The sequence below is a fragment of the Nocardioides islandensis genome, from assembly GCF_015352455.1.
Classification (GTDB): Bacteria; Actinomycetota; Actinomycetes; order Propionibacteriales; family Nocardioidaceae; genus Nocardioides; species Nocardioides islandensis.
This window is the reverse complement of record NZ_JADKPN010000001.1, coordinates 161,216-186,769: the sequence shown is the minus strand read 5'-3', so window position 1 is coordinate 186,769 and position 25,554 is coordinate 161,216. Positions and strand designations below refer to the sequence as shown.

At 72.0% G+C, this 25,554-nt stretch carries 26 protein-coding genes; 20 read left to right on the top strand and 6 right to left on the bottom strand.

From position 1 onward, the window contains the following. Positions 1-373 precede the first annotated feature (373 nt). Positions 374-1,375: a helix-turn-helix domain-containing protein gene (locus ISU07_RS00960; protein ID WP_323742346.1), complete on the top strand. Its 1,002-nt coding sequence runs from the start codon at positions 374-376 to the stop codon at positions 1,373-1,375. Here ISU07_RS00960 and ISU07_RS00955 read toward each other — a convergent pair. After that, positions 1,372-2,310, bottom strand: a complete 939-nt coding sequence (locus ISU07_RS00955; RefSeq protein ID WP_194704885.1) for a diacylglycerol/lipid kinase family protein — start codon at positions 2,308-2,310, stop codon at positions 1,372-1,374. The genes ISU07_RS00960 and ISU07_RS00955 overlap by 4 nt on opposite strands. A gap of 119 nt (positions 2,311-2,429) precedes the next feature. Between ISU07_RS00955 and ISU07_RS00950 the strand changes: the two genes are divergently transcribed. From ISU07_RS00950 to purQ, 12 genes are all read left to right on the top strand, one after another. After that, complete coding sequence (locus tag ISU07_RS00950; RefSeq protein ID WP_194704884.1) at positions 2,430-3,713, top strand: adenylosuccinate synthase; 1,284 nt, start codon at positions 2,430-2,432, stop codon at positions 3,711-3,713. 62 nt (positions 3,714-3,775) lie between these two features. After that, entirely contained in the window at positions 3,776-4,276 is a 501-nt protein-coding gene (locus tag ISU07_RS00945; protein WP_194704883.1) for a hypothetical protein, read from the top strand. 40 nt (positions 4,277-4,316) lie between these two features. Then, positions 4,317-5,567, top strand: coding sequence for an APC family permease (locus tag ISU07_RS00940; RefSeq protein ID WP_194704882.1), 1,251 nt, complete (start codon positions 4,317-4,319; stop codon positions 5,565-5,567). A gap of 10 nt (positions 5,568-5,577) precedes the next feature. Continuing rightward, positions 5,578-6,468 (top strand): catalase, encoded by an 891-nt coding sequence (locus tag ISU07_RS00935; RefSeq protein ID WP_194704881.1) that lies wholly within the window; start codon positions 5,578-5,580, stop codon positions 6,466-6,468. A gap of 11 nt (positions 6,469-6,479) precedes the next feature. Next, positions 6,480-7,718: a phosphoribosylamine--glycine ligase gene (purD, locus tag ISU07_RS00930; protein WP_194704880.1), complete on the top strand. Its 1,239-nt coding sequence runs from the start codon at positions 6,480-6,482 to the stop codon at positions 7,716-7,718. A 119-nt stretch (positions 7,719-7,837) separates the two neighbouring features. Beyond that, on the top strand, positions 7,838-9,256 hold the full coding sequence (gene purB / locus ISU07_RS00925) for an adenylosuccinate lyase (protein WP_194704879.1): 1,419 nt from the start codon (positions 7,838-7,840) through the stop codon (positions 9,254-9,256). 270 nt (positions 9,257-9,526) lie between these two features. Then, positions 9,527-9,796 (top strand): acylphosphatase, encoded by a 270-nt coding sequence (locus ISU07_RS00920; RefSeq protein ID WP_194705668.1) that lies wholly within the window; start codon positions 9,527-9,529, stop codon positions 9,794-9,796. A 141-nt stretch (positions 9,797-9,937) separates the two neighbouring features. Beyond that, positions 9,938-10,828, top strand: a complete 891-nt coding sequence (locus tag ISU07_RS00915) for a phosphoribosylaminoimidazolesuccinocarboxamide synthase (RefSeq protein ID WP_194704878.1) — start codon at positions 9,938-9,940, stop codon at positions 10,826-10,828. Between the two features lie 14 nt (positions 10,829-10,842). After that, on the top strand, positions 10,843-11,268 hold the full coding sequence (locus ISU07_RS00910) for an SRPBCC family protein (protein WP_194704877.1): 426 nt from the start codon (positions 10,843-10,845) through the stop codon (positions 11,266-11,268). Next, a complete protein-coding gene (locus ISU07_RS00905) occupies positions 11,265-11,453 on the top strand; it encodes a hypothetical protein (protein ID WP_194704876.1) in 189 nt (62 codons plus the stop codon). The genes ISU07_RS00910 and ISU07_RS00905 overlap by 4 nt, the downstream gene beginning before the upstream one ends. Before the next feature lie 43 nt (positions 11,454-11,496). Continuing rightward, on the top strand, positions 11,497-11,745 hold the full coding sequence (purS, locus tag ISU07_RS00900) for a phosphoribosylformylglycinamidine synthase subunit PurS (RefSeq protein WP_194704875.1): 249 nt from the start codon (positions 11,497-11,499) through the stop codon (positions 11,743-11,745). Next, positions 11,742-12,410 carry a phosphoribosylformylglycinamidine synthase subunit PurQ gene (gene purQ, locus ISU07_RS00895; RefSeq protein WP_194704874.1) on the top strand — a complete coding sequence of 223 codons (669 nt, stop codon included), beginning with the start codon at positions 11,742-11,744 and terminating at the stop codon, positions 12,408-12,410. The genes purS and purQ overlap by 4 nt, the downstream gene beginning before the upstream one ends. Here the strand turns inward: purQ and ISU07_RS00890 are convergent. After that, the gene (locus tag ISU07_RS00890) at positions 12,407-13,831 is read right to left on the bottom strand and encodes a glycoside hydrolase domain-containing protein (protein WP_194704873.1); all 1,425 of its coding nucleotides are present in this window, start codon (positions 13,829-13,831) and stop codon (positions 12,407-12,409) included. The genes purQ and ISU07_RS00890 overlap by 4 nt on opposite strands. Before the next feature lie 250 nt (positions 13,832-14,081). On the opposite strand from ISU07_RS00890, the gene purL reads away from it, so the two are divergent. The 3 genes from purL to ISU07_RS00875 are packed head-to-tail and all read left to right on the top strand — an operon-like array spanning position 14,082 to position 17,124. Beyond that, entirely contained in the window at positions 14,082-16,352 is a 2,271-nt protein-coding gene (gene purL, locus ISU07_RS00885; RefSeq protein WP_194704872.1) for a phosphoribosylformylglycinamidine synthase subunit PurL, read from the top strand. Then, positions 16,342-16,770: an alternative ribosome rescue aminoacyl-tRNA hydrolase ArfB gene (gene arfB, locus ISU07_RS00880; RefSeq protein WP_194704871.1), complete on the top strand. Its 429-nt coding sequence runs from the start codon at positions 16,342-16,344 to the stop codon at positions 16,768-16,770. Before purL ends, arfB begins: the two co-directional genes overlap by 11 nt. A 12-nt stretch (positions 16,771-16,782) precedes the next feature. Further along, positions 16,783-17,124 carry a YciI family protein gene (locus tag ISU07_RS00875; RefSeq protein ID WP_194704870.1) on the top strand — a complete coding sequence of 114 codons (342 nt, stop codon included), beginning with the start codon at positions 16,783-16,785 and terminating at the stop codon, positions 17,122-17,124. A gap of 4 nt (positions 17,125-17,128) precedes the next feature. Here the strand turns inward: ISU07_RS00875 and ISU07_RS00870 are convergent, their stop codons facing one another. After that, positions 17,129-17,764, bottom strand: a complete 636-nt coding sequence (locus ISU07_RS00870) for a class I SAM-dependent DNA methyltransferase (RefSeq protein ID WP_194704869.1) — start codon at positions 17,762-17,764, stop codon at positions 17,129-17,131. Next, entirely contained in the window at positions 17,761-18,399 is a 639-nt protein-coding gene (locus ISU07_RS00865) for a TetR/AcrR family transcriptional regulator (RefSeq protein WP_194704868.1), read from the bottom strand. The genes ISU07_RS00870 and ISU07_RS00865 overlap by 4 nt, the downstream gene beginning before the upstream one ends. 141 nt (positions 18,400-18,540) lie before the next feature. Between ISU07_RS00865 and ISU07_RS00860 the strand changes: the two genes are divergently transcribed. From ISU07_RS00860 to ISU07_RS00850, 3 genes are read left to right on the top strand one after another with little or no spacing between them, the layout of a single operon-like run. Beyond that, positions 18,541-19,335, top strand: coding sequence for an SDR family NAD(P)-dependent oxidoreductase (locus tag ISU07_RS00860; protein ID WP_194704867.1), 795 nt, complete (start codon positions 18,541-18,543; stop codon positions 19,333-19,335). A gap of 7 nt (positions 19,336-19,342) precedes the next feature. Beyond that, positions 19,343-20,470, top strand: coding sequence for a DUF5938 domain-containing protein (locus ISU07_RS00855; RefSeq protein WP_194704866.1), 1,128 nt, complete (start codon positions 19,343-19,345; stop codon positions 20,468-20,470). 11 nt (positions 20,471-20,481) lie between these two features. Beyond that, positions 20,482-22,044, top strand: a complete 1,563-nt coding sequence (locus tag ISU07_RS00850; protein ID WP_194704865.1) for an AMP-binding protein — start codon at positions 20,482-20,484, stop codon at positions 22,042-22,044. Here the strand turns inward: ISU07_RS00850 and ISU07_RS00845 are convergent. Then, positions 22,027-23,292 carry an MFS transporter gene (locus tag ISU07_RS00845; protein WP_194704864.1) on the bottom strand — a complete coding sequence of 422 codons (1,266 nt, stop codon included), beginning with the start codon at positions 23,290-23,292 and terminating at the stop codon, positions 22,027-22,029. The two genes, ISU07_RS00850 and ISU07_RS00845, sit on opposite strands and share 18 nt — an antisense overlap. An 81-nt stretch (positions 23,293-23,373) precedes the next feature. On the opposite strand from ISU07_RS00845, the gene ISU07_RS00840 reads away from it, so the two are divergent. Next, complete coding sequence (locus ISU07_RS00840) at positions 23,374-23,973, top strand: winged helix-turn-helix domain-containing protein (RefSeq protein ID WP_194704863.1); 600 nt, start codon at positions 23,374-23,376, stop codon at positions 23,971-23,973. 37 nt (positions 23,974-24,010) lie between these two features. On the opposite strand, the gene ISU07_RS00835 is transcribed toward ISU07_RS00840, so the two are convergent. Further along, entirely contained in the window at positions 24,011-25,492 is a 1,482-nt protein-coding gene (locus ISU07_RS00835) for a TRAP transporter substrate-binding protein (RefSeq protein WP_194704862.1), read from the bottom strand. Between the last annotated feature and the right edge of the window lie 62 nt (positions 25,493-25,554).

Sequence of the window (25,554 nt, the reverse complement as noted above, 5' to 3'; positions counted from 1 at the left end):
GGCAGGACTCGCACGTGATGCGGACGTGGGCAGCCCGAACCGCCACCGCAACCCGAAGCAACGTCGCCGAGCGCCCCCCGTCCTGCACGACGAGCGAAGCGAGCGCCAGCGAGCGAGCCGAGGAGGAAGGACGGGGGTCATAGCGAGGCGACATGCCCGAGCGAAGCGAAGGCGAAAATGACAGAGCGCCGGAGTTGTCCCCTGAGTCCACTCCGGCGCTCGTCGACGCCGCCGACCCATCCCCCGCAGTTGAGTGGGCGTCCGGTACCGAACCCCCGAGAGGGGTCAGGTGCCTGATGTCGCGGCTTCATCGTTGCACTGTCCTGTCCGTGCCACCTGGCTAAGGAATGCCTGTGGCACTAACATGCCAGCCGTGCCTCGCGCCGCCCGCCGGACCGTCACCTCGGTGCTCACCGCCCTCGGGCTGGGAGCCGACGACGAACGTCGCTACCAGCAGCTGCTGCCCCTCTCGGGCGGACCGGTCGGTGACGTCGCCACGGTCCTGGGCACCTCGCCGGACCGGCTCCCCGAGCTCCTCGGCGTGCTGCTGGACCGCGGCATCGCGCACCTGCGCGACGGGCGGCTGACGGTGCTGCCGCTCCCCGCGCTGGTCGCGCACCTGATCGACGAGCAGGCCGAGACCGCCGCGCGGACGCGGGAGCGGCTGCACGACCTGGCGCAGGCGATCCCGTACCTCGTCGCCTCGTCGTTCCAGCCCGGTCCGGGCCAGATGGAGCAGCTCGGCGGCCTCGACGGCGAGCTGAGCGCCGGCGGGAACGCGCTGGCGCTGCTGACCGAGCTGATCGAGACCAGCCAGGGCGACCTCCTCTGGTGGCGGCCGGACGCCTGGCGGATGCCCCGTGAGTCGGCGATCTCGGTGGTCGTCGGCCGCGCCGTCGCGTCCGGACGTCGCTCGCTGGCGATCTACCCGATGCGAGCGCTGCACGAGGCACCGGAGGTGCTGCAGGCCCGGGCGCGGCAGGGCGAGCAGGTGCGGGTCATCGACGAGATGCCGACACGGATGCTGGTGATCCGCGGCACCCACGCCGTGCTGCCCGAGCCCCTGGGGTTCGCCGACGAGCCTCGGCTGCTGGTGCGCCAGCCGGCGCTGGTCGGGGCGCTGGCGCTGCTGTTCGAGAGCTACTGGGACCAGGCGGTCGCGTTGCCCGACCTGGACACCCGGCGCCCGCGGGTGGACATCCGGGGCAACCTGCTGCGCCAGCTCGCGGCCGGCGCGAAGGACGAGCAGATCGCGCGGACCCTCGGGCTCAGCCTGCGGACGGTGCGCCGCCGTGTCGCCGGGCTGCTGATCGAGCTCGGCGTCGACACGCGTTTCCAGGCCGGGGTCGAGGCCGTGCGCCGAGGATGGCTCTAGTCGAAGACGGCCTGCTCGGCAGACGGCAGGACGAACCGGTACGCCGCCGCCTCGACGTGCCACGAACGCTGGCGCTCCGGCCCGTAGATCTCGCCGTCGGCCGAGCAGTAGAACGCCTCGCCGGACACCGACACGGTCGTGCCGCGGTGGTAGTCGACGTCCGGGTGCTCGAGGTGCGAGCCCTGGCGCGCCATCTTCATCGTGTACGAGAGCTTGGCCAGCGGGGAGACAGCCCGCGACACCATCACGTCGACCGACCCGCTCTCGGGGTCGGCGTAGGGCGTCACGCCGGTGCCGCCGCCGATGTTGGCCCCGTTGCCGACAGCGACCATCAGGACCGGACGGTCCAGGTCGTTGACGACCTTGCCGTCGACCTCGACCCGCAGGTGCAGCTCGGCGTGGTTGAACGCCGACTGGAGCGCGCCGATCGGGTACCCGAGCTTGCCCAGGTTGACCTTGCCGATCCCGATCGAGCCGAGCCGGGTCTTCCAGGTGTGACCCTTGCGGCTGGCCTCCGCGCCCGCGCCGACGTGCACGTTGTTGACGACGATCTCGCCGACCTCGTCGACGATCAGGTCCGTCTCGCGCACCTCGCCCTCGAGCACGATCCGCGCGGCGTCCTCGATGTCCAGCGGGATGCCGACGCCGCGGGCGAAGTCGTTGCCGGTCCCGAGCGGGAGCAGCGCGACGACGGCGTCGCCCAGCTGGTTGCGACGGTGCAGGGCCGCCATCACGGCGTGCAGGCTGCCGTCCCCGCCGGCCACCACGATGCGGCGCGAGCCGGCGCGCTGGAGCACGCCGTCGAGCTCGCCGGGGTCCGAGGTCGCGGCCACCTCCACCGACGTCCGCTCGCGCAGGACCCCCAGCGCGACGTCGAGGGTCTCCTGGTCCGCCGTACCGGCGTCCTTGTTGGTGATGACGATGAGCGGGTCCATTGCGGCGGACACTAGCCCCTCCCCCCGCGGCGGCCTTGCAGTAGCCTCAGGCCCGCCCTTCGAGGCTCGCACGCTCGCACCTCAGGAACCACCTCGAACCGCGACCAGCAGGAGACGACATGCCGGCGATCGTCGTCCTCGGTGCCCAGTGGGGCGACGAGGGCAAGGGCAAGGCCACCGACCTCCTGGCCACCAGCGAGACCATCGACTACGTCGTCCGCACCAGCGGCGGCCACAACGCCGGGCACACGATCGTGGTCAACGGCGAGAAGTTCGCCACCCACCTGCTGCCCAGCGGCATCCTCACGCCCGCATCGACGTGCGTGATCGCCAACGGCGTCGTGGTCTCGCCCGAGGCGCTGTTCCGCGAGCTCGACGCGCTCGAGGCCCGCGGCGTCGAGCTCGCCCCGCTGGTCGTGAGCGCCAACGCGCACGTGCTGGCGTCGTACCACGCCACCATCGACAAGGTGACCGAGCGGTTCCTGGGCAACGCCAAGCTCGGCACGACCGGCCGCGGCATCGGGCCGACGTACGCCGACAAGATCAACCGCATCGGCATCCGCGTGGCCGACCTCTTCGACGAGGAGCTGCTGCGGCAGAAGGTCGAGGCCTCCCTCGACCTGAAGAACCAGGTGCTGGCGAAGGTCTACAACCGCCGCGCCATCGCCGTCGACGCCGTGGTCGAGGAGCTCCTCTCGTACGTCGAGCGGCTGCGGCCGATGGTTGCGGACACCTCGCTGCTGCTGAACAAGGCCCTGGACGCCGGGCAGACGGTGCTCTTCGAGGGCGCGCAGGCGACCATGCTGGACGTCGACCACGGGACCTACCCGTACGTCACGTCGTCCAACCCGATCGCCGGCGGCGTCTGCACCGGAGCGGGCATCGGGCCGACCCGCATCGACCGGGTGATCGGCGTGATCAAGGCCTACACCACCCGTGTCGGCTCCGGCCCGTTCCCGACCGAGCTGTTCGACGCGGACGGCGAGAAGCTCTGGAAGGTGGGCGGCGAGGTCGGCGTCTCGACCGGCCGGAACCGTCGCTGCGGCTGGTACGACGCGGTCGTCGCCCGCTACTCCTCGCGCGTCAACGGCCTCACCGACCTCTTCCTCACCAAGCTCGACGTGCTGTCGTCCTGGGAGCGGGTCCCGGTCTGCGTGGCCTACGACGTCGACGGCGAACGGCACGACGAGATGCCGATGACGCAGTCGGAGTTCGCGCGCGCGACACCCGTCTACGAGCTCCTCCCCGGCTGGTGGGAGGACATCTCCGGCTGCCGCACCTTCGACTCCCTTCCCGTGAACGCCCAGGCGTACGTCCGCGCGCTGGAGGAGATGTCCGGCACCCGCATCTGGGGCGTCGGCGTCGGCCCCGGCCGCGAGCAGACCCTCGAGGTGCCGACCTGATCGACCAGCGGTGGGCAACCTCGATCAAGCACGTACCGCCCCCGGTCGCCGAACGTGGAGCCATGACACTCCCGTACCTCGAACCACTGACGCTCAAGGAGCCCGCAGGGCTGACCATCCCCGAACCGCCGCGGCGCGGCGAGGAGGGCGGAGAGCCGTGCTTCCCCTGCGCCCCCGATGCCCGTGACCACGCGATCTGGGCCGACGACCTCTGGAGCCTCCACAACCCCGGCCAGACCGGGCTCGCGGGCTCGGTGTGGCTGACCAGCAGGGCGCACTTCGACTCCTTCGCCGACATGCCGGAGGAGTACGCCGCGACCCTCGGCGCCGTCGCCGGCAAGGTCGAGCGCGCGGTGTCCAGCCTGGGTGACGTCGGCCGCGTCCACGTGTACCGCTGGGGCGAGGGCGGGGCGCACTTCCACCTCTGGTTCGTCCCGCGGCCGCTGGGCCGGCTGGACATGGCCGGCCCGTTCCTCCCCGTCTGGGAGGACGCCCAGCCACTGGTCGCGAAGGACGAGATCGAGGCGGTCGGTCAGAAGATCGCCGCCGCGATGGACGCCTGACCTTCACCCGAGAAAGGCCGGAGGTGCTGGGATGACGAGTGTGAGCACACAGCCGGCCCTGGCGCGCCGTCTGGGGCTGGGCGACGCGACCGTCATCGGGCTCGGCTCGATGATCGGCGCCGGGGTGTTCGCCGCGTTCGCGCCGGCCGCCCGCGCGGCCGGCTCCTGGTTCCTGCTCGGCCTCGCGATCGCGGCCGTGGTCGCGTACTGCAACGCGACGGCCAGCGCGCAGCTCGCGGCGGCGTACCCCCGCGCCGGCGGCACCTACCTCTACGGCCGCGAGGTGCTGGGCGACTGGTGGGGCTTCCTGGCCGGCTGGGGCTTCGTGGTCGGCAAGACGGCCAGCTGTGCCGCGATGGCGATGACGTTCGCGGCGTACGCCGTCCCCGACGGCTGGCAGAAGCCCGTGGCCGCGGCGGTGGTCATCGTGCTCGCCCTCGTCAACTGCGCCGGCATCACGCGGACAGCGGGACTCACCCGGGTCATCGTCACCCTCGTCCTGCTCGCGCTCGCCGCCGCCGTGGCGGCCTGCGCCACGAGCGGCCACGCGCGAGCCATCGATGACTGGGACCTCCCGCACGGTCCCTACGGGCTGCTCCAGTCGGCCGGGCTGCTGTTCTTCGCGTTCGCCGGGTACGCCCGGATCGCGACCCTCGGCGAGGAGGTGCGCGACCCCGCCCGGGTCATCCCTCGGGCGATCGTGGGCGCCCTCGCCGGGGCCGTGGTCGTGTACAGCGTCGTCGGCGTGTCCGTCCTCGCCGTGCTCGGCCCCGGCGCGACCGGTGCCTCGACGGAGCCGCTCGCCGACGCGGTCGCTGCCACCGGGTGGGACTGGGCCGGGCCGGTCGTCCGCGTCGGCGCCGCCCTCGCCGCGGCCGGTGCCCTGCTCGCGCTGGTCGCCGGTCTGGGCCGCACCAGCCTGGCGATGGCCCGCGAGGGCGACCTGCCGCGGTGGCTGGACGCCGTGCACCCGACGTACCAGGTGCCGCACCGCGCCGAGCTCAGCGTCGCCGCGGTGGTCGTCGTCATCGTCCTGCTGGTCGACCTGCGTGGGGCGATCGGGTTCTCGTCGTTCGGCGTGCTGCTCTACTACTTCGTCGCCAACGCCGCCGCGCGGGCCCAGGGGGACGACCAGCGCCGGTACCCGCGCGGGCTGCAGGTCCTCGGCATGGCCGGCTGCCTGGTCCTCGTCGCCACGCTGCCCTGGCAGTCGGTGGTGGCGGGGCTGGTCGTGTTCGCGATCGGAGTCTGTTACCGGACATTCCTGTCAACGCGGCACCGAGGGGCCTAGCCTCGGAGTCATGCTCGACCCGGCTGAGGCGATCGACCGCATCACCGCCGCCCAGAACGCGCCCCCCGGGCATCGCGCCCTGCACGCCAAGGGCCACTTCTACTCGGGCACGTTCAACGCGAGCCCCGAGGCGACCGCGATCTGTCGCGCGGGCCACCTCCAGGGCGAGACGGTGCCGGTCCTGGTCCGGTGGTCGAACGGCAGCGGGCGTCCCGACGCGAACGACGACCGCCCGATGGTCCGCGGCATGGCGGTGTCGTTCGTGCTCCCGGACGGCACGTCGACCGACCTGCTCGGCCAGACCGTGCCGCGCTTCCCGGTCCGCACGCCGGAGGACTTCGTGCGGCTCACCGAGATCACCCGCGACCGGCGCGAGCTGGCCAAGTTCGTGGCCACCCGGCCGAAGACCGCGCTGGCCCTCGCGGCCAACGCCCGCGCCAAGGCCCTGGCGCCGCCGTTCAGCTACGCCGAGGCGACGTACTACCCGATCCACGCCTATCGCTGGCTCACGCTCTCCGGGCACGGCACCTGGGTGCGGTACCGGTTCGTGCCCCGGCAGGGCCCCCGGCCGCCCGGCCGCTTCTCCGGGCGTGACCGGCTGCGCGACGAGATCCTCGCCCGCCTCGCCCAGGGCCCGGTCGCCTACGACATGGTCGTCACCGTCGCCGGCCCCCGGGACGACCCGCACAACCCGATGTCGGTGTGGCGGGGGAGCCGGGAGTTCGTGGCGGGGTGGTTCGAGATCACCACGCCCGAGGACGACCACGAGGCCGAGGGCGACGTCGTGGTCTTCGACCCCACGCGGATCGTGGACGGCATCGAGCTGAGCGACGACCCGATCCTGCGGTACCGGCCGTCCGCCTACGGCGTCTCCATCGAGCGGCGGTCGCACCCCCACTAGGGTCCTTCCTCGTGAAGGCGCTCGTCATCGGGACCGGCGGGCGCGAGCACGCCCTCGTCCTCGCCCTGTCCCGCGACCCAGGTGTCGACGAGGTGCACGCGGCTCCCGGCAACCCGGGCATGGATACGACGGCCACCCTGCACGACGTCGACCCGATGTCCGGCGACGCCGTCGCCGCGCTGGCCCGGGAGATCGGGGCGGACCTGGTCGTCGTCGGCCCGGAGGCCCCGCTCGTGGCCGGCGTCGCCGACGCGGTGAGCGCGGCCGGCATCGCCTGCTTCGGGCCGTCGCGCGAGGCGGCGCGACTCGAGGGGTCCAAGGCCTTCGCCAAGGACGTGATGAACGCCGCCGGCGTGCCGACCGCGCAGGCCCGGCTCTGCAGCACCCCCGACGAGGTCGCGGCCGCCCTGGACGCGTTCGGGCCGCCGTACGTCGTCAAGGACGACGGCCTGGCGGCCGGCAAGGGCGTCGTGGTGACGACGGACCGCGACGCGGCCCTGGCCCACGCGGCCTCCTGCGGGGAGGTGGTCGTCGAGGAGTACCTCGACGGTCCGGAGGTCTCCCTCTTCGCGCTCTGCGACGGCACGACGGCCGTGCCGATGCGCCCGGCCCAGGACTTCAAGCGCATCTTCGACGGCGACCAAGGCCCGAACACCGGCGGCATGGGTGCCTACACGCCCCTGCCCTGGGCGCCGGCCGACCTGGTCGACGACGTGACGCGCACCGTCCTCCAGCCGACCGTCGACGAGATGGCGCGGCGCGGCACGCCGTTCCGCGGGCTCCTGTACGCCGGCCTCGCGCTCACCTCGCGCGGCATCCGGGTCGTGGAGTTCAACGCCCGCTTCGGGGACCCGGAGACCCAGCCCCTGCTGGCTCTTCTCGACTCGCCGCTCTCGCCCCTCCTGCTGGCCTGCGCCACCGGCAGCCTCGCCGACGTACCTCCGCCGGCCTGGCGCGACGCCGGCGCGGTGGCGGTGGTGATGGCCTCGAAGGGGTACCCGGAGTCGTCCTCCTCGGGCGACGTCATCGTCGGCACCGAGACCCTCGACCGCGAGCCGGACGTGGACGTGTTCCACGCCGGCACGGCTCGCGACGCTGACGGACGGCTGGTCACGGCCGGGGGCCGGGTGCTCGCCGTCGTCGCGGTCGGCACCGACGTCGCGGACGCGCGGGCCAAGGCCTACGAGGGCGTCGCCTCGATCTCCTTCCCCGGCGCCCAGTACCGCCACGACATCGCGGCCGGCATCTAGCCGCGTGCCCGTGAGGATGGCGTTGGTCCCCAACGCCATCGAAACGGGCTCCCAGGGTGGCGTTCGTGCCCCATGGTGTCGGCTGGGGAGACGTGCGGCCGCATGGGAGACTTCGGTACGTGACGGTCCCCAACGTCCTCGCCACCCGGTACGCCGGGGACGACCTCGCCGCGATCTGGTCGCCGGAGCACAAGATCGTGCTCGAGCGGCGGCTCTGGATCGCCGTGCTGGAGGCCCAGCGGGACCTCGGGGTCGACGTGCCCGACGGGGTCGTCGAGGCCTACCGCGACGTCGTCGACAAGGTGGACCTCGAGTCGATCGCGGCCCGGGAGCGGGTGACACGCCACGACGTGAAGGCCCGGATCGAGGAGTTCGCCGCGCTCGCGGGGCACGAGCACATCCACAAGGGCATGACGTCCCGCGACCTGACGGAGAACGTCGAGCAGCTCCAGGTACGTCAGTCGCTGGAGATCCTGCGCCGTCGTACCGTCGCCACCCTCGCCCGCCTCGCGCGCCTGGCCACCGAGCACGAGACGACCGTGATGGCCGGCCGCTCGCACAACGTCGCCGCGCAGGCCACGACGCTGGGCAAGCGGTTCGCGACCATCGCCGACGAGATGCTGGTCGCCCTCGACCGGCTCGACGACCTGCTCGCCCGGTACCCGCTGCGCGGGATCAAGGGCCCGATGGGCACCGGCCAGGACATGCTCGACCTGCTCGGCGGCGACGCCGCGAAGCTCGACGACCTCGAGCAGCGCGTCGCCCACCACCTGGGCTTCCAGCGGGTGCTGACCAGCGTCGGCCAGGTCTACCCGCGCTCGCTCGACTTCGACGTCCTCTCCGCACTGGTCCAGCTCGCCGCCGGGCCCTCGAACCTGGCCACCACCATCCGGCTGATGGCCGGGCACGAGCTGGTCACCGAGGGCTTCGCCGAGGGCCAGGTCGGCTCCAGCGCCATGCCGCACAAGATGAACACCCGCTCCTGCGAGCGGGTCAACGGCCTGGCGGTCGTGCTGCGCGGCTACCTCTCGATGGTGGGTGAGCTGGCCGGCGACCAGTGGAACGAGGGGGACGTCTCGTGCTCGGTCGTCCGCCGTGTCGCCCTGCCGGACGCGTTCTTCGCCGCCGACGGGCTGTTCCGGACGTTCCTCACCGTGCTCGACGAGTTCGGCGCCTTCCCCGCGGTGATCCAGCGCGAGCTCGACCGGTACCTCCCGTTCCTGGCCACCACCAAGGTGCTGATGGCCGCCGTACGCCGGGGCGTCGGTCGCGAGGTAGCCCACGAGGCCATCAAGGAGGCGGCCGTCGGCGCCGCGCTGGACCTGCGCAAGGGCGCCGTGGAGAACGACGTCGTCGACCGGCTGGCCGCCGACCCGGCCCTCAGGCTCTCCAAGCCCGACATCTGGGCGCTGATGGCCGACCCGATCGAGTTCACCGGCGCCGCCGTCGCGCAGACGCAGGCCGTCGTACGCCGGGTGGCCGAGGTGGTGGCCGCCGACCCGGACGCCGCGGCGTACGCACCCGGCGGGATCCTCTAGCTGGGGCCTGACCCTCAGGCGCGCGACGGCCGACGACCTGCCGGCGCTCGCCGTCGTGATGAACGCCGCGATCGAGGAGCTCCAGCGCGGCGTCATCACGCCCGGGTCAGATTCGGGCCATCCGGGCGATCATGGGCATCGACACCCAGCTCGTCGAGGACGGCACGTACTCCGTGGTGGGCCCGTCTGGTTCTGCACGGCGCACGACGGCCGAGTCGAACCGCCACGAGGGCCAACTCGACGAGGGTCGGCGATGATGGAGCCGTGAGCATGACCGCCGTCCAGGTCCGGGTGACCGGGCGCGTCCAGGGGGTCGCGTTCCGGTGGGACGCCCAGCACGAGGCGCGGCGGATCGGCGTCACCGGCTGGGTGCGCAACGAGCCGGACGGCAGCGTGCTCGCCCACGTGGAGGGGGAGCCGGACCTGGTCAACGACATGGTCGTCTGGCTTCGTCATGGGCCGGCGGCGGCGCGGGTGAGCAACGCGGCGGTGCGCGAGGCGGCCGTCAGCGGGGCGAGTACGTTCGAGATCACCGGCTGAACGTCGTACTCCGGCGTCGTTCCTGCCGCTTTGGCGTCGTTGCAACGACGCCGAACGTCAGGGATACCCGCTCGAGCGGGTATCCCGTCCGGTCCCCGCGCTTCGCCACCTCCGTGCCCCCACCCTGGATAGGGTCGGGGCGTGGCGAGCGGCGACCTGAACATTCCCGAGGCCCCCGCGATCGAGGGCGCCCAGCACCTGAACAGCGGCAAGGTCCGCGACCTCTACGAGCTGCCCGACGGCCACCTGCTGATGGTCGCCAGTGACCGGATCTCGGCGTTTGACTACGTCCTCGACACCCCGATCCCCGACAAGGGCGTGATCCTGACGCGGATGTCGCTGTGGTGGTTCGACCAGCTCGCCGGGCTGGTGCAGAACCACGTCGTCTCCACCGACGTCCCGGACGCCGTCCGCGGGCGTGCGGTCATCTGCGAGAAGCTCGAGATGTACCCGATCGAGTGCGTCGCCCGCGGGTACCTCACGGGCACCGGCCTCAACGACTACCGGACGTACGGCGAGGTGTGCGGCATCGCGCTGCCCGCCGGCCTCCAGGACGGCAGCCGGCTGCCCGAGCCGATCTTCACGCCGGCCGCCAAGGCCGCGCTGGGGGACCACGACGAGAACGTCGACTTCGAGACGGTGGCCGAGAAGGTCGGCGACGACGCGGCGGCGGAGCTGCGCATGCTCACGCTCGCCGTCTACGCCAAGGCCGAGGAGATCGCCAGGAAGCGCGGGATCATCCTGGCCGACACCAAGCTCGAGTTCGGCCGGCGGGCGGACTGGACGACGGTGCTCGCCGACGAGGTGCTGACGCCCGACTCGTCGCGGTTCTGGCCGGCGGACCAGTGGCAGCCGGGCCGTGCGCAGCCGTCGTACGACAAGCAGTACGTGCGCGACTGGCTGCTCTCGCCCGCCTCCGGGTGGGACCGCGCCGCCGGTGGTCCGCCGCCCCCGCTGCCGGACGAGGTCGTCGACCGCACCCGGGCGAAGTACGTGGAGGCGTACGAACGCCTCACCGGCGAGTCGTGGTGAGGCGCGGCTACGACATGGGTTCGTTCTCGATCACGCTCGACCTGCCGCACGAGCCGGCGACGCTGTTCCGCTACCTCGCGGAGCCGCGCAACCGGCCGGAGTGGCAGTCCAGCCTGCGCGCCGTGGCCGACGTGGACGAGGGTGAGCCGCACGCCGGCATGCAGTGGCGCGACATCACCAAGGTCGGCATCAAGCCGCACATGCAGCTGACCGAGCTGACGCCCTTCCGCACGATCGCCGAGCTCGGCACCTGGCACGGCGTCGACGGGCTGTTGACGCTCCGGTTCCTCAAGACCGGTGAGGGCACCCGCCTGACGGCCGAGGGCCGGGTGATCGGGCGTGGTCCGTTCGCCGTCGCGGCGGCGGTCGCCGGCCGCCTGGCGCCGGCCACGATCGAGGCCGACCTCCGGCGGGCCTCGGACGCCCTGGCGTCGCGATGAGCAAGGTGACCTGGACGATCTTCGGGATCGCGCTCGTCGTGGTCGGCGGGCTGTGGACGTTCCAGGGGCTCGGGTACGTCGGCGGCAGTGCCATGTCCGGCCAGGAGGAGTGGGCCATCATCGGCCCGGCCGTCGCGGGCATCGGCGTGGCCATGGTCATCGTGGCGACGCGTCCGCGGCGGTAGCGGTGCTGAGGGTCGTCGCGCGTCGAGACCCTAGGATCGTCGCGTGGCCCGGTATGTCGTCGACGTGATGCCCAAGCCAGAGATCCTCGACCCGCAGGGCAAGGCCGTGCTCGGCGCGCTGCCGCGGCTCGGGTTCGACGGGGTCCTCGACGTGCGCCAGGGCAAGCGGTTCGAGGTCGAGGTCGACGGGGACGCGTCCGAGGAGACGTTGGCCGAGGTACGGAAGATGGCCGAGACGCTGCTGTCCAACCCGGTGATCGAGGACTACTCGGTGTCGGAGCACCAGCCGTGAGGGTCGGCGTCGTCACCTTCCCCGGGTCGCTCGACGACGAGGACGCCCGCCGCGCCGTCCGCATCGGCGGCCACGAGGCGGTCGCCCTGTGGCACGGCGACCACGACCTCCAGGGGGTCGACGCGGTGATCCTGCCGGGCGGGTTCTCCTATGGCGACTACCTGCGGTGCGGCGCCATCTCGCGGTTCGCACCGGTGATGACCGAGGTCGTCGCGGCGGCCGGTCGCGGCATGCCCGTGCTGGGCATCTGCAACGGCTTCCAGATCCTCTGCGAGTCCCACCTGCTGCCCGGCGCGCTGATCCGCAACGACCACCGCAAGTTCGTCTGCAAGGACCAGAAGCTGCGCATCGAGAACACCCGGACGCCATGGACCTCGGCGTACGACGAAGGTGCCGAGGTCACGATCGTGCTCAAGAACGGCGAAGGCGGGTACGTCGCCGACGCCGACACCCTCGACCGCCTCGAGGGCGAGGGCCGGGTGCTGGCCCGGTACCTCGACGGCAACCCCAACGGCTCGATGCGCGACATCGCCGGCATCACCAACGAGCGCGGCAACGTCGTGGGCCTGATGCCCCACCCCGAGCACGCCGTCGAGGCGCTGACGGGCGCGGGCACGGACGGGCTCGGCTTCTTCCAGTCCTTTGGCGCGGCGATCGCGGGTTAGCGCAGCCCCTGCCAGAGCTTCTTCCACGTACCCGGCGCGGCGACGCCGGTGACGGGGAGGCCGACCGCCTCCTGCCAGGCGCCGAGGGCCGCCGCCGTGGTGCTGTCGAAGACGCCGGTGGCGGTCAGGTGCAGCTGCGGGCTGGCGGCGGCGAGGGCGCGCTGCAGGCGGCGTACGTCGGGGCCGGCCGAGCCGACCTTGACCACCGGCTTGGCGCCGAGGCTGAGCAACGCGACCCAGTGCCGCGGCGCGAACTTGGCCTGCACCGGGAAGCCCTGGGTCGCCATCCATCCGTTGGCCGCGGCGAGCGTCGCGTCGTCGTACGTGCCGGTCAGCGGGCCGTCGTAGAGGCCCTTCTCCTTCAGCAGGCACTGGAGGGCGGTGACCTGCTTGGCGGTCGAACCGGGCTGGAGCGCGGGGTAGCGCCAGTAGCTGAGGCGCGCGCCGCCACAGTGGGTCTCCCGGTCGGCGTGAGATCCGAGGCCGAGGTCGAGCCAGTTGCGGTCGATGTTGATGCGGACGCCGCCCCAGGTCTCGTCGTGGCCGCCCTGGTACTGCTTCATCCGGCCGCCCGGCACCCAGCCGTCGTCGCGGATGTACTGCGTCGAGGTGTTGGCCAGGCCGTCCCAGCGGGCGATCCAGATCTGGTCGGGGAGGCTGAACTGGCCGGGCCGCTCGACCCGCGCGTCGTCCAGCATCTCGATCCCGGAGCCGGCGGAGGAGTAGACGCCGGACACGTAGCCGAGCGCGTGGATCTGGTCGGTCCACGCGGACAGGAAGGCCAGCGCGGACTCGCGGCAGTCGGTGATCTCGTCGTTGAAGCCCTCGAGGTCGTACCAGAGCGTGCTGCCCGGCGCGATGCCCAGGCCCTGCGCGACGCCCACGGTCTTGGCCGCCTCGGCGGTTCCTTGGTCGCGGGCCCAGCGGTAGAGCCCGTCGGTGCCGCGCTTCGGGTTGATCTTCGGGTCGTCGTCGTACCTCGGGAACCGCGGCTGGCACGACGCCTGCGGGCCGAGCGTGATCGGGAGGAGCCGCCAGCCCTTGGCCAGCTGGTTGCTGATCCAGCTCGGGGTGAGGTTCGGCTGGTCGCGGCAGGCGCGGGAGTTGCCGGAGATGTAGATGCCGGCGGCCAGGAACGGCGAGTGCGTGAGCCAGCGGTTCATGGAGCGCTGGTCGGGCGCATGGCACTGGTCGAAGCCGTAGCCGGTGAAGTCGCCGGGGGTGACGACGTTGCCGTCCAGCAGCGCCTGGGTGGGGAGGGCCGCCGCTGGCGCCACGCCGGCTGATGCCGGCGCGGCGCCCAGCGACATCCCGACCGTGCTTCCCAGCAGACCGGCGACCAGCAGCAGGACCGTCGCGGCGACCGTCGCCGGGGGGCGACGTCGGCGGCCGCAGAACGGGCCGGAGGGGGCGCTGAGCATTGCTGGACTCCCGGGGGAAGACGGGCGGGCCGAGTCACCATAACCTCACTGATCACACGAGTCACAGGAGTTCGCGGTAACTACAAGTCTGTAATTCGTGAGCGGGGGTGCCAGTAATCGCGCGATCGCGCCCGTACAGCAGGTTTGCAGCCCCGAAATCTGCCGTAACCGCGCGATCGCGCCATTCTCCGGCACCGACGCAGCGCGGTCAGGACTCGGGCGTCGGCGCGGCGGTGGATAGCCTGAACCCGTGCTGGACACCGTCGGCCTGGCCGAGAAGGACCCCGACCGCGAGCAGCCGTGGGCGGAGCTGGGGCTGAAGGCCGACGAGTACGCCCGGATCAAGGAGATCCTCGGCCGCCGGCCGACGAGCAGCGAGCTCGCGATGTACTCGGTCATGTGGAGCGAGCACTGCTCCTACAAGTCGTCCAAGGTGCACCTCAAGCAGTTCGCCGAGATCCCGCAGGAGACCCCGCTCGCCAACGCCGACGGGACGGCGGGCGTCGGCAAGATGCTGGCCGGCATCGGCGAGAACGCCGGCGTGGTCGACATCGGCCAGGGGTACGCCGTCACGTTCAAGATCGAGAGCCACAACCACCCGTCGTACGTCGAGCCGTACCAGGGCGCCGCGACCGGCGTCGGCGGCATCGTCCGCGACATCCTGGCCATGGGCGCCCGGCCCGTCGCCGTGATGGACCCGTTGAGATTCGGACCCCTGTCGGAGCCCGACACCCACCGCGTGCTGCCGGGGATCGTGGCCGGCGTGGGCGGCTACGGCAACTGCCTCGGCCTCCCGAACATCGGCGGCGAGGCCGTCTTCGACGCCAGCTACCTCGGCAACCCGCTCGTCAACGCCTTGTGCGTCGGCGTGCTGCGGCACGAGGACCTCCACCTCGCCAAGGCCACCGGGTCCGGCAACCAGGTCGTCCTGTACGGCGCCCGCACCGGCGGCGACGGCATCGGCGGCGTCAGCGTCCTCGCCAGTGAGACCTTCGACGAGACGGGTCCGGCCAAGCGGCCCAGCGTCCAGGTCGGCGACCCCTTCATGGAGAAGCTGCTCATCGAGTGCACGCTCGAGCTCTTCGCGGCCGGCATCGTCACCGGCATCCAGGACCTCGGCGGCGCCGGCCTCTCCTGCGCGACCTCCGAGCTCGCCAGCGCCGGCGACGGCGGCATGCACGTCGAGCTCGACCGCGTCCCGCTCCGCGACTCCTCGCTCGCCCCCGAGGAGATCCTGATGAGCGAGTCGCAGGAGCGGATGATGGCCGTCGTCGAGCCCGAGGACGTCGACGCCCTCATGGCGATCTGCGCCAAGTGGGACGTCGAGGCGGTCGTGGTCGGTGAGGTCACCGACACCGGCCGGCTGGAGATCGACTGGCACGGCGAGCGCGTGGTCGACGTACCTCCGCGTTCCGTGGCGCACGACGGCCCGACGTACCACCGTCCCTTCGAGCGCCCCGACTGGCAGGACGCCCTCCAGGCCGACACCGCCGCCGGCCTCCAGCGCCCCACCAACGGCGACGAGCTGCGCGACACCGTGCTCCGCCTGGTGGCCAGCGAGAACCTCTGCGACAAGTCGTGGATCACCGACCAGTACGACCGGTACGTCCGCGGCGACACCGTCCTCGCCCAGCCCAGCGACAGCGGCATGATCCGCGTCGACGAGGAGACCGGTCTCGGCGTCTCCGTCGCGACCGACTGCAACGGACGGTTCGCCAAGCTCGACCCGTACGCCGGCGCGCAGCTGGCGCTCGCCGAGGCCTACCGCAACGTCGCGACGGGTGGCGCGAGCCCGCTGGCCGTCTCCGACTGCCTCAACTTCGGCTCGCCGGAGGACCCGGCCGTGATGTGGCAGTTCGCCGAGGCCTGCCGCGGTCTCAAGGACGGCTGCCTCGAGCTCGGCATCCCGGTCACCGGCGGCAACGTCTCGCTCTACAACCAGACCGGCGCGACCGCGATCCTGCCGACGCCGGTGGTGGCGGTGCTCGGCGTGGTCGAGGACGTACGCCGCCGCACCCCGAGCGCGTTCGGCGCCGAGGGCGAGGCGGTCTACCAGCTGGGCGACACCCGGGACGAGCTGGACGGCTCGGAGTGGGTGCACGTCGTGCACGGCCACCTCGGGGGCCTGCCGCCGCGCGTCGACCTGATGGCCGAGCGGGCCCTCGCGACCCTCCTGCACGACGGCGTCGGGCTGCTCACCTCCGCCCACGACCTGTCCGAGGGCGGGCTCGCCCAGGCGCTGGCCGAGTCCGCGCTGCGGCACGGTGTCGGCGTGACGGTCGGCCCGTCCGACGACTCCTTCGTCCAGCTGTTCTCCGAGTCCGCTGCGCGCTGCCTGGTGACGGTCCGGCCCGGCGAGGAGGGCGCCCTCGAGGCGATGGCCGGCGCCCTCGGCGTGTCGGCCCGCCGCATCGGCACCACCGGCGGCGACGCGTTCACCGTCGAGGGCGCGTTCTCGATCCCGCTCGACGAGCTGCGCGCGGCCTGGACCTCGACGCTGCCGAACGCCCTTGGCGCTTGACGATCTCGTCGTCTCGCGCTCGCTGACCGTCAAGGACAGCGAGCTGAAAGAACGCTTCTCCCGGTCGAGCGGCCCGGGCGGCCAGGGCGTGAACACCGCCGACAGCCGGGTCGAGCTGTCCTACGACGTGGCGAACGCCTCCGGCGTGGGCCCGACGATCCGCGCCCGGCTCCTCGACCGGCTCGCCGGCCGCCTGGTCGACGGCGTGCTCACCATCGCCGCGAGCGAGCACCGCACCCAGCTCGCCAACCGCCGGGCCGCGCGCGAGCGGCTGGTCGAGGTGCTGCGCGAGGCGGCCGCTCCGCCGCCGAGGAAGCGGCGGCCGACCAGGCCGACCAAGGGCAGCCAGGAGAGGCGGATCGCCGAGAAGAAGCGGCGCGGGCAGACCAAGCAGGGTCGCCAGGGACGCTGGGACTGACAGGATCCGCAGATGCCGCGCTACCTGATCTCGTTCGACGACGGCTCGATGGACCACATCGCGGAGGCGGACCTGCCGGCCGTGAGCGCGGATTCGCGCGCCGTGGTCGGCGACGCCAAGGCGGCCGGCGTGTGGATCTGGGGCGGTGGGATCCTCCGCCAGCGCGCGAGCATCGTGGGGACCGACGGCTCGGTCGCCGACGGGCCGGACCCGGAGACGAAGCGTGCCCTCGGCGGCTTCGCGATCCTCGAGGTGGCCTCGCACGAGGAGGCGCTGGAGTGGGCGGCCAGGATCGCCGTCGCGTGCCGGTGCGCCCAGGAGGTCCGGGAGATCGGGTACGACCCCGAGTCGTGACCCGTCAGGCGACGACGGCCGTCAGGTAGTAGCAGGCGACGGCATCGCCACCGCCGTACCCGTCCGGCAGGTACGGCGCGGGGCCGACGACGTCCGACGACGCGAGCCGGCCCTCGGCCCGGAGCCGGTCGAGGATCGCCTGGCAGTCCCGCTCCGCCCAGAGGTCCTCGCGCTGCGTCGCGACCAGGACGCCGGACGGCCGCGCCACGCGGGCGAACTCGCGCCAGGTCGCCTCGACGTCGGGGAGGTAGGTCATCACGCCGACGCAGACGACGGCGTCGACGCTGTCGTCCTCGAGGGTGAGCGGCTGCTGGAGGTCGGCGCGCTCGAGGACGTCGTACGCCCCCGACTCCTGCGCGACCTCGAGGGAGGCCGCCGACAGGTCGAGCCCGATGACGCGACCGCCGAAGCCGCGGGCGCGCAGCTCGCGACCCACCAGCCCGGTGCCGCACCCGACGTCGAGCACGGTGCCGGTGGCGGGGAGCCGCGAGAGGACCGCCCCGGCCACGACCGCCGGGGCCTGGTAGGACCACGAGGCGAGGTCGGCGTCGTAGCTGGTGGCCCACTCGTCGTACCGCGCGGAGACCTCACCGGGCTCGCTCGAGCTCTGGTTCAGCCAGTCACCGATCGACGGCGTCATCCCAGGAGGCGCGGGAGCAGGTCGAGGACACGGGCGCGCAGCCGAGCGCCGGCGTCCTCGTCGCCGGTCAGGTGCCCCAGCAGCGCCTTCTCGAAGACGCCGTCGAGCAGGGCGTAGATCGTCGGGACATCCATGACCAGCGGCCGGCCGGCCAGCTCGGCATACCTCAGCACGACGCGGCCGATCATGTCCTCCAAGGTCACGTCGATCATCAGCACGTCGGGGCGGAACTGCTCCTCGAACATCGACTGGGTGCGCAGGTCGTACCAGAGGCGGTGCATCGGCGCCTCGGTCGTCAGCGTCTCGACCAGCTTGTCGCCGAACCGGGTCAGCAGCTCCTCGGCCGTCGTCGACTCCGCGACCAGCCCGTCGTACCTGGTGACGCACTGCGCCTTGTAGTAGCGCACGCAGTGGGTGATCAGCTCGAACTTGTCGGCGAAGTAGTAGTGCACGACGCCGTGCGAGAACTCGGAGTTCTGGGCGATCTCGCGCAGCGACGTGCGCGCGTAGCCGAGCTCGCCGAGGGTGGCCAGGGCCGAGATCGCGAGCTGGGTGCGGCGCTCGTCGTACTTGTCGGCGGGCGTACGGCGGCCACCGCGGACCGGGGGTCCGTCGACGGCGGCGGTCGAGCTCACAGCCGCATCCTAGGCCACGCGGGTGCGATCTTGACACGCGTCAAGAAAATTCTTGACAACCGTCAAGACATGGGTCGAAGGTGGTGACTGCCGTCACACCCGACCGGCCCGTCAGATAGGCCCACCCCGAGGAGCCGCCTCATGAGCGTGTTCGAACTGTCCGGCCGCAAGGCACTCGTCACCGGAGGGGCCCAGGGGCTCGGGGAGGGGATGGCGCAGGCACTCGCCGACGCCGGCGCGACCGTCGTGGTCGCCGACCTCCAGGAGGAGCTGGGCCACAAGGTCGCGGAGAGCCTGGGCGAGGGCCATGCCTTCGTGAAGCTCGACGTCACCAGCGACGAGGGCTGGGAGGCGGCGATCGGCGAAGCGGTCGGGCACCTCGGCGGCCTCGACATCCTGGTCAACAACGCCGGCATCGAGATCACCAGCCTGTTCACCGAGATCCAGGCCGACCAGGTCAAGAAGATGCTCGACGTCAACGTCCTCGGGACGGCGCTCGGCATCAAGCACGGCCTGCGCGCCATGCGGCCGGACGGGCCCGCCGGCAAGGGCGGCAGCATCATCAACATCGCGTCGGTCGCCGCGACCATCGCGTTCCCCGGCATCGGGATCTACTCCGGCACCAAGTCGGCCGTCGAGCGGATGACCAAGGTGGCGGCGATGGAGGCCGGCAAGCTCGGGTACGGCGTCCGCGTCAACTGCATCTTCCCCGGGCTCGTCCCCACCGCGATGGGTGCGGGGCTGGCCAACGACGTCGCCGAGCTCGGCCTGTTCGCCTCCCCCGAGGCTGCGGTCGGCGCGGTCGTGGAGCTGACCCCCGCGGGCCGGCTCGGCGCCGTCGACGACATGGCGGACGCGGTGGTCTTCCTGGCCTCCGACGCGTCCCGCTTCATCACCGGCGCGGGTCTGCCGGTCGACGGCGGCATGGGGATGTGAGGACGACATGACCGACAAGCCCGTCGTCGTCTACGGCGCGTCCGGCTACACCGGACGGCTCATCTGCGAGTACCTCCGCGAGTACAACCTCCCGTTCGTGGCCGCCGGCCGCAGCGAGGAGAAGCTCACCTCCTCGATGACCACCAACGTGGCCGGCATCGAGACGGCCGACTACGAGGTCGTCGCCGTCGAGCACGACGTCGCGACCCTGACCGACCTGTTCAAGGGTGCGTCGGTCGTCCTCAACACCGTCGGCCCGTTCGCCACCCACGGTCCGGAGGTCGTCGAGGCCTGCCTGGCGGCCGGCGCGCACTACCTCGACACGACCGGCGAGCAGGACTGGCTGATCACCTGCGACGAGAAGTACGGCGCCGACTTCGAGTCCGCGGGCCTGCTGCTGGCCCCGGGCGTCGCGCAGATGTACACCACCGGCGAGATCGCCGCCCAGCTCTGCCTGGAGAAGCCGGGGCTCGACACCCTCGACATCGCGGTGTTCTGGGGCGGCAGCCCGACGATCGCCTCGACGCTGACGATCCTGGTCAACGCCGCGCTGTCGAAGGCCTACTACCTGCAGCAGAACCAGTACGAGGAGTGGGACCCCGAGGCCGGGCTCTACCAGCTCGTCATCCCCGGCCAGCACGAGCTCGCCCTCGCGCTGCCCTGGGGAGGTACGTCGCATCCCGTCTGGTTCAAGCGCGACCCCCGCGTCGCCACCTGCAAGGTCCTCGGTGGCGTGTTCAACCGGCCGCTGATGCTCGGCGTGCCCCAGATCGTCGCCGCCGCCATCGACGCGACCAAGGACATGGACCCCGACGACCGGTACGCCGCGCTCACGGCCACCGCCGCCCAGGTCATGAACCAGATGCCGCCGCGTGAGAACCCCCGCATCAACAAGTCCCTGGACTCCGTGCACGCGTCCGGCCCGCTCGGCCGCGCACACTGCGTGATCCACGGCAACAGCAACTACAAGCAGACGGGGCTGCTCCAGGCGTACGCCGCGTACTCGCTGCTCCAGCAGAAACCGCTCAAGGCCGGCTTCGCCAGCGGCTGCCAGGCCTTCGGGCACCGCGAGCTGCTCGGCGCCCTGCGCAGCTTCGGCCTGGTGATGGAGCCGATCATCACGGTCGAGCGCTGACGGGTTCGCCGATGCGACTGGTCGACTACCTCGACAAGGGGGCCTCGCTCGGGTCCGAGGCCCCCTGTCTGACGACCGACGGCGACACACGCACCTACGCCGAGGTGCAGGCCGACTCGCACCGCATCGCCGACGCCCTGACCCGGCACGGCGTGGCGTCGGGTCAGTCGGTCGCGATCCTGTCGGCCAACGACCCGACGGCGTTCACCAGCGTCTTCGGCATCTCCCGCGCGGGCGCCGTCTGGTGCCCGATCAACCCCCGCAACGAGGCGGCCGAGAACCGCGAGCTGCTCGACCTCTTCGACTGCACTGCCCTGCTGTTCCAGGCGTCGTTCGCGCCGCTCGTGCTCTCGATCATCGACGACCTGCCGAAGGTGACGCTCCTGGTCTGCCTGGACGGCGACGTCGAGGGCGCGCTCTCGTGGGAGGAGTTCCTCGACGCGTCGGTCGCGCCGATCGAGACCAGGGGACCCAACCCCGTGGCCGAGTCCGGCGTGGCCGACCTGGCCATGATCGTCGGCACCGGCGGCACGACCGGCACGCCCAAGGGCGTGATGCTGACCAACGCCAACCTCGAGACGATGACGGCGCTCACGCTGATGGGGTACCCGTTCGCCGGCCGCCCGACGTACCTCGCCCTCGCGCCCCTCACCCACGCGGCCGGCGTGCTGTGCTTCCCGGTGCTGGCCCTGGGCGGCGAGATCGTCATCATGCGGGCGCCGGACGTCGGCGGCTTCCTGAAGCTGGTGGAGAGACACCGGGTGACCCACACGTTCCTGCCGCCGACGCTGATCTACATGGTGCTCGGGCACGAGGATCTCGACGCGACGGACCTGAGCTCGCTGCAGTGCTTCTGGTACGGCGCCGCCCCGATGTCCGTGGCCCGTCTCGAGGAGGCCCTGAACCGGATCGGCCCGGTGATGGCCCAGCTGTTCGGCCAGACCGAGGCGCCGATGATGATCTCGATGATGCGGCCCGAGGACCACCTCGGACCCCACGGCATGCCGAACCGCAACCGGCTCGCGTCGGCGGGGCGGCCGGCGCCGCTCGTCCAGGTCGCGATCCTCGACGAGGAGGGCCACGAGCAGGACGGCAGCCAGCGGGGCGAGATCTGCGTGCGCAGCTCGCTGGTCATGGCCGGCTACTACAAGAACCCCGAGGCGACGGCCGAGGCCGGCAAGCACGGCTGGCACCACACCGGCGACATCGGCTTCATCGACCGCGAGGGCTTCCTGCACATCGTCGACCGGGCCAAGGACATGATCATCAGCGGCGGCTTCAACGTGTACTCCACGGAGGTCGAGCAGGCCCTCCTCGCCCACCCCGACGTCCAGGACGCCGCGGTGATCGGCGTCCCGGACGAGAAGTGGGGCGAGAAGGTCGTCGCGGTCGTGCAGCCGTACGCCGGTGGGTCGGCCGATGCCGAGGCCGTCCGACTCTTCGTGCGCGAGCGGATCGGCGGGGTCAAGGCGCCCAAGGAGGTGCTGGTCTGGGGCGACCTGCCGCGGTCCAAGGTCGGCAAGGTGCTGAAGACCGAGATCCGGACCTCCGTGCTCTCAGGCGGCGACCAGTAGCTCGGCGTCGCGGGCGTCCAGCTCGGCCTGCCAGACGGCGGGCTTGGGGACCGTGCGGATCGCGCCGGACAGGGTCGGGATCAGCGCGGCCAGCGCGGTGAGGGCGCCGATGACGAGCACGGCGTCGCGACCGCCGATGTGCTCGAGGAGCACGCCGCCCAGGAGCGGGGCCAGCCAGATGACGGACGTGCCGAGGAACTGGCCGGCCGACTGCGCGCGACCCTGCAGGTGCGCCGGGGTGTGCGCGATGCGGTAGTTGCTGCCGCTGGCGTTGCCGGCCGGGTTGAGCAGCATGATGAACCCGAGAGCGCCGGCCACGACGGCCGGGCTGTCCCAGAAGGCCATCGGGATGGCGAAGGGCACGAAGCTCCACGCCGTCACCACGACGAGCAGGCCGGTGGGCATCCGCTCGATGATCCACGGTGCGGCGAGAGCGCCCAGGATGCCGGCCACGCCCGCGGCCGTCGACACCAGGCCGATGGCCCTCGGGTCGACGCCGTCCTGCACCATCCGCAGGATCGCCACGAAGAACATCGCGTTCACGAGCAGGTTGACCGAGGCGCTGAAGACGGCGATCGCCCGGAAGTAGGGCCAGGACAGGATGAAGCGGATGCCCTCGACCACGTCCTGGGCCGGTTTCCGCGGCGGGCCCACCCGCTCCGGCGCGGACAGGTCGGTCCGCATCCAGCCCAGCGCGAACCACGAGGCCGCGAACGAGACGGCGTCGAACGCGAACGGCATCCAGCGCGCGACGCCGTACAGGATGCCGCCGAGCGGACCACCGAGCAGCGAGGCCACGTGCTGGCGGGCCTGGCTCTGGCTCAGGGCGGTGGGCAGCTGCTCGCGGGAGACGACCGACCGCAGGGAGGACATCTCCGCCGGACCGGAGATCCCGGTGGCCACGCCGGTGAGCAGGGCGACGGCGGCCAGGTGCGCGATGGTCAGCGAGCCGGCGTACGCCGCGACCGCGAGCGAGGCGTAGAGCAGTGCGCCGCCCCCGCTCGCCGCCCGCATGATGAGCCGGCGGTGCACGCGGTCCGCGAGCACGCCGGCCGGGAGCAGGGCACCGCACAGCCCGACGAGGAACGCCGCCTCGATGACCGCGGCCCAGACGGCCGATCCGGTCAGTGCGTAGGTGACGAGCGGGAAGACGAACATGCTCACCTGGCTGCCCAGGTCGCTGATCGTCTGGCCCGTCCACAGGATCGTGAAGTCCCGGTTCTTGGCGAGGTCGCGGTAGCCGTTCATATGCGCAACAGTACGTGCGCAACTAGATATGCGCAAGAGTGTGTGCGCAATAAGTCGTGCGGGACTGGCTAGGATGGACGCATGGCACCGCCGCGGGAGATCCCCAAGCTCACCGACGTCCGGATGCTGCGCGGGATCGCGCACCCGATGCGCAACCGGATCCTGGAGGAGATGAGCGCGGGCGGACCGATGCGCGCCGCCGACGTGGCCGAGCGGCTGGGGATCCCGGCCAACCAGGCGTCGTTCCACCTGCGTCAGCTGGCGAAGTACGGGCTGGTCGAGGAGGCCCCCGAGCTCGCTCGTGACGGCCGCGACCGCGTCTGGCGGGTGATCCACGAGAGCGGGCTGAGCGTCAACCTGGAGGACCTCGCGCAGCAGGAGGGCGGCAAGGCCGCGATCACGGTCTTCCGCCGACAGTGGACCGCCGAGGCGCACGCGGCGATCGACCGGGCGGACCGACCGGAGCAGAACAAGGACGCGACGGTCGCGGTGAGCATCCACGCCTTGCGGTTGACCAAGGCCGAGGCCAAGGCGCTCGCGGGCGAGATCAACGACCTGGTCGACGGCTGGCGGGAGAAGAAGAAGGCCAGGTCGGGCCGTACCTACGAGGTGCTGTGGGTGCTCCAGCCGGCGCCGGAGGTGGAGACCTCGCCGGGTCGTGTGCCTGAGGACGCGCCATGACGCGTCGTGAGGCACACGACCCGGGGGGATCGAGGGGCTAGTCGACCCGGTGCCAGCGGCTGAAGTGGACGGTGGCCATCGTGGCCCAGTCCCCGCCCTCGGCACTGACGACGTCGCGGAACTCCAGCGAACCATCGGGCAGCACGGTGACCCGTGCCTGGACGTTCTGGCCCGGCTCGTGGCTCCAGTACCACGTGAACAGGTCGCCCTCGACGGTGTAGTCGCCCAGACCGCTGTCCTCGGTGCCCTTGCTCGGTCCCTCCGTGTAGACCTGGTCGAGCGTCCAGGTGCCGTCCCTCAGGTGGGCGGTGTAGTGGCCGCTGCCGTTGTCGAGCACGTCCTGGTCGGTCACCCCCACCTTGCGGCCGGCGTCAGCGGTGACGGTGAACGTGTAGTCGCCGTTCAGTGCGGCCAGCGCCTCGGCGTCGGTCGGGTCGCCGCAGTCGGACAGCGACGTCGTCGCCCCGCTGCCCGCCACGGCCTGGGTGATCTCGTCGAGGATCGGTCCCTGCACGGCGTCGGCCGCCATCGCGTCGCGGACGGGCTGGGTGGCCTCGACCATGGCCTCGACCTGTGCCCGGCTGGCCGCTTGGATCTTCCCGCCCTGGTCGCAGAAGGTCCGGGCGGCCTCGTCGTCGGTCGGCATGGTGCCCAGGACCCACGCGCGGGTGTCGTCGGCCGCCTGCGTGAGCGCGTCGCGCTGCTCGTCGGTGAGGCTTGCGTCGACGGCGGCGTTCGCGACCAGGACGTTGATCTTGGGGAAGAACACGATGTTGGCGGTCGCCGCACCCGCCGGTGCCGAGCTGTACTGCGACTCCGCTCCCACCTGGGTGCTGGGGTCCGGGGTGCCGTTGGTCGTCCGAGCGCCCAGAGACCTGAACATGTCCTTGGTGGCCCGGGAGTACGGCGCCCGGACCAGGCCACCTGCGTAGTCACCCGGCTCGTTGAGCGGCGCGGCGAACCCGAACGGGTGCCGCAGACCCTCCGGCCACAGGGACAGTCCCACGACCCCGACGTCCGTGAGGCCGGTCAGCACGTCGCTCCGGATGGGGTCGGCCACGACGCGCGCCATCGCCTGGTCGCTCGTCACCACGAAGGGCGCCTGGAGCGGCGCGAGCGTGCGGACTCCGACGCTGTCCCAGGCGCGGGCGGCCACGACCGCGAGGTCGAGGTCCCCGTGGATGGCCTGCTGCACCATCACGGGCTCGAACCGAGCGACGTGGCCGGCGGCCAGGTACACCGGCTTGATGGTGATCGCGCCGTCGGTCAGCTGCGTCACGCGGTGGGCGAACCAGCGGATCTGGCCGGCCGAGGGGGCGTCCTTCGCATCGCCCGTGCCGAGCGTGAGCTGCACCGGGTCGACGGCGGGACCGGCGTCCGCGGCCGGGCTCGCCGCACCGCTGGACGAGGGGGTGCCCTGCTGGTCGGCTGACGAGCTGTCAGGGTCCGCGGAGCACGCGGTCAGGGTGGCCGCCACGAGTGCGAGGAGGCCCAGGTTGCGCTGCCAGGTTGGGTTCATGGCCGAGAACGTAGGGAGCGCGCGGTTGCGGCGAATCGGTGAGAGGACGCGTTGCTGCCTGC

What these genes read in the sequence shown, in the direction of transcription:
- ISU07_RS00835 (WP_194704862.1), bottom strand. Translation starts at nt 25,492, where the DNA reads ATGAACCCAACCTGGCAGCGCAACCTGGGCCTCCTCGCACTCGTGGCG.
- ISU07_RS00855 (WP_194704866.1), top strand. Translation starts at nt 19,343, where the DNA reads ATGACCGACAAGCCCGTCGTCGTCTACGGCGCGTCCGGCTACACCGGA.
- ISU07_RS00910 (WP_194704877.1), top strand. Translation starts at nt 10,843, where the DNA reads ATGGGTTCGTTCTCGATCACGCTCGACCTGCCGCACGAGCCGGCGACG.
- ISU07_RS00840 (WP_194704863.1), top strand. Translation starts at nt 23,374, where the DNA reads ATGGCACCGCCGCGGGAGATCCCCAAGCTCACCGACGTCCGGATGCTG.
- ISU07_RS00920 (WP_194705668.1), top strand. Translation starts at nt 9,527, where the DNA reads ATGACCGCCGTCCAGGTCCGGGTGACCGGGCGCGTCCAGGGGGTCGCG.
- ISU07_RS00850 (WP_194704865.1), top strand. Translation starts at nt 20,482, where the DNA reads ATGCGACTGGTCGACTACCTCGACAAGGGGGCCTCGCTCGGGTCCGAG.
- ISU07_RS00955 (WP_194704885.1), bottom strand. Translation starts at nt 2,310, where the DNA reads ATGGACCCGCTCATCGTCATCACCAACAAGGACGCCGGTACGGCGGAC.
- ISU07_RS00870 (WP_194704869.1), bottom strand. Translation starts at nt 17,764, where the DNA reads ATGACGCCGTCGATCGGTGACTGGCTGAACCAGAGCTCGAGCGAGCCC.
- ISU07_RS00950 (WP_194704884.1), top strand. Translation starts at nt 2,430, where the DNA reads ATGCCGGCGATCGTCGTCCTCGGTGCCCAGTGGGGCGACGAGGGCAAG.
- ISU07_RS00860 (WP_194704867.1), top strand. Translation starts at nt 18,541, where the DNA reads ATGAGCGTGTTCGAACTGTCCGGCCGCAAGGCACTCGTCACCGGAGGG.
- ISU07_RS00905 (WP_194704876.1), top strand. Translation starts at nt 11,265, where the DNA reads ATGAGCAAGGTGACCTGGACGATCTTCGGGATCGCGCTCGTCGTGGTC.
- ISU07_RS00890 (WP_194704873.1), bottom strand. Translation starts at nt 13,831, where the DNA reads ATGCTCAGCGCCCCCTCCGGCCCGTTCTGCGGCCGCCGACGTCGCCCC.
- ISU07_RS00845 (WP_194704864.1), bottom strand. Translation starts at nt 23,292, where the DNA reads ATGAACGGCTACCGCGACCTCGCCAAGAACCGGGACTTCACGATCCTG.
- ISU07_RS00935 (WP_194704881.1), top strand. Translation starts at nt 5,578, where the DNA reads ATGCTCGACCCGGCTGAGGCGATCGACCGCATCACCGCCGCCCAGAAC.
- ISU07_RS00945 (WP_194704883.1), top strand. Translation starts at nt 3,776, where the DNA reads ATGACACTCCCGTACCTCGAACCACTGACGCTCAAGGAGCCCGCAGGG.
- ISU07_RS00875 (WP_194704870.1), top strand. Translation starts at nt 16,783, where the DNA reads ATGCCGCGCTACCTGATCTCGTTCGACGACGGCTCGATGGACCACATC.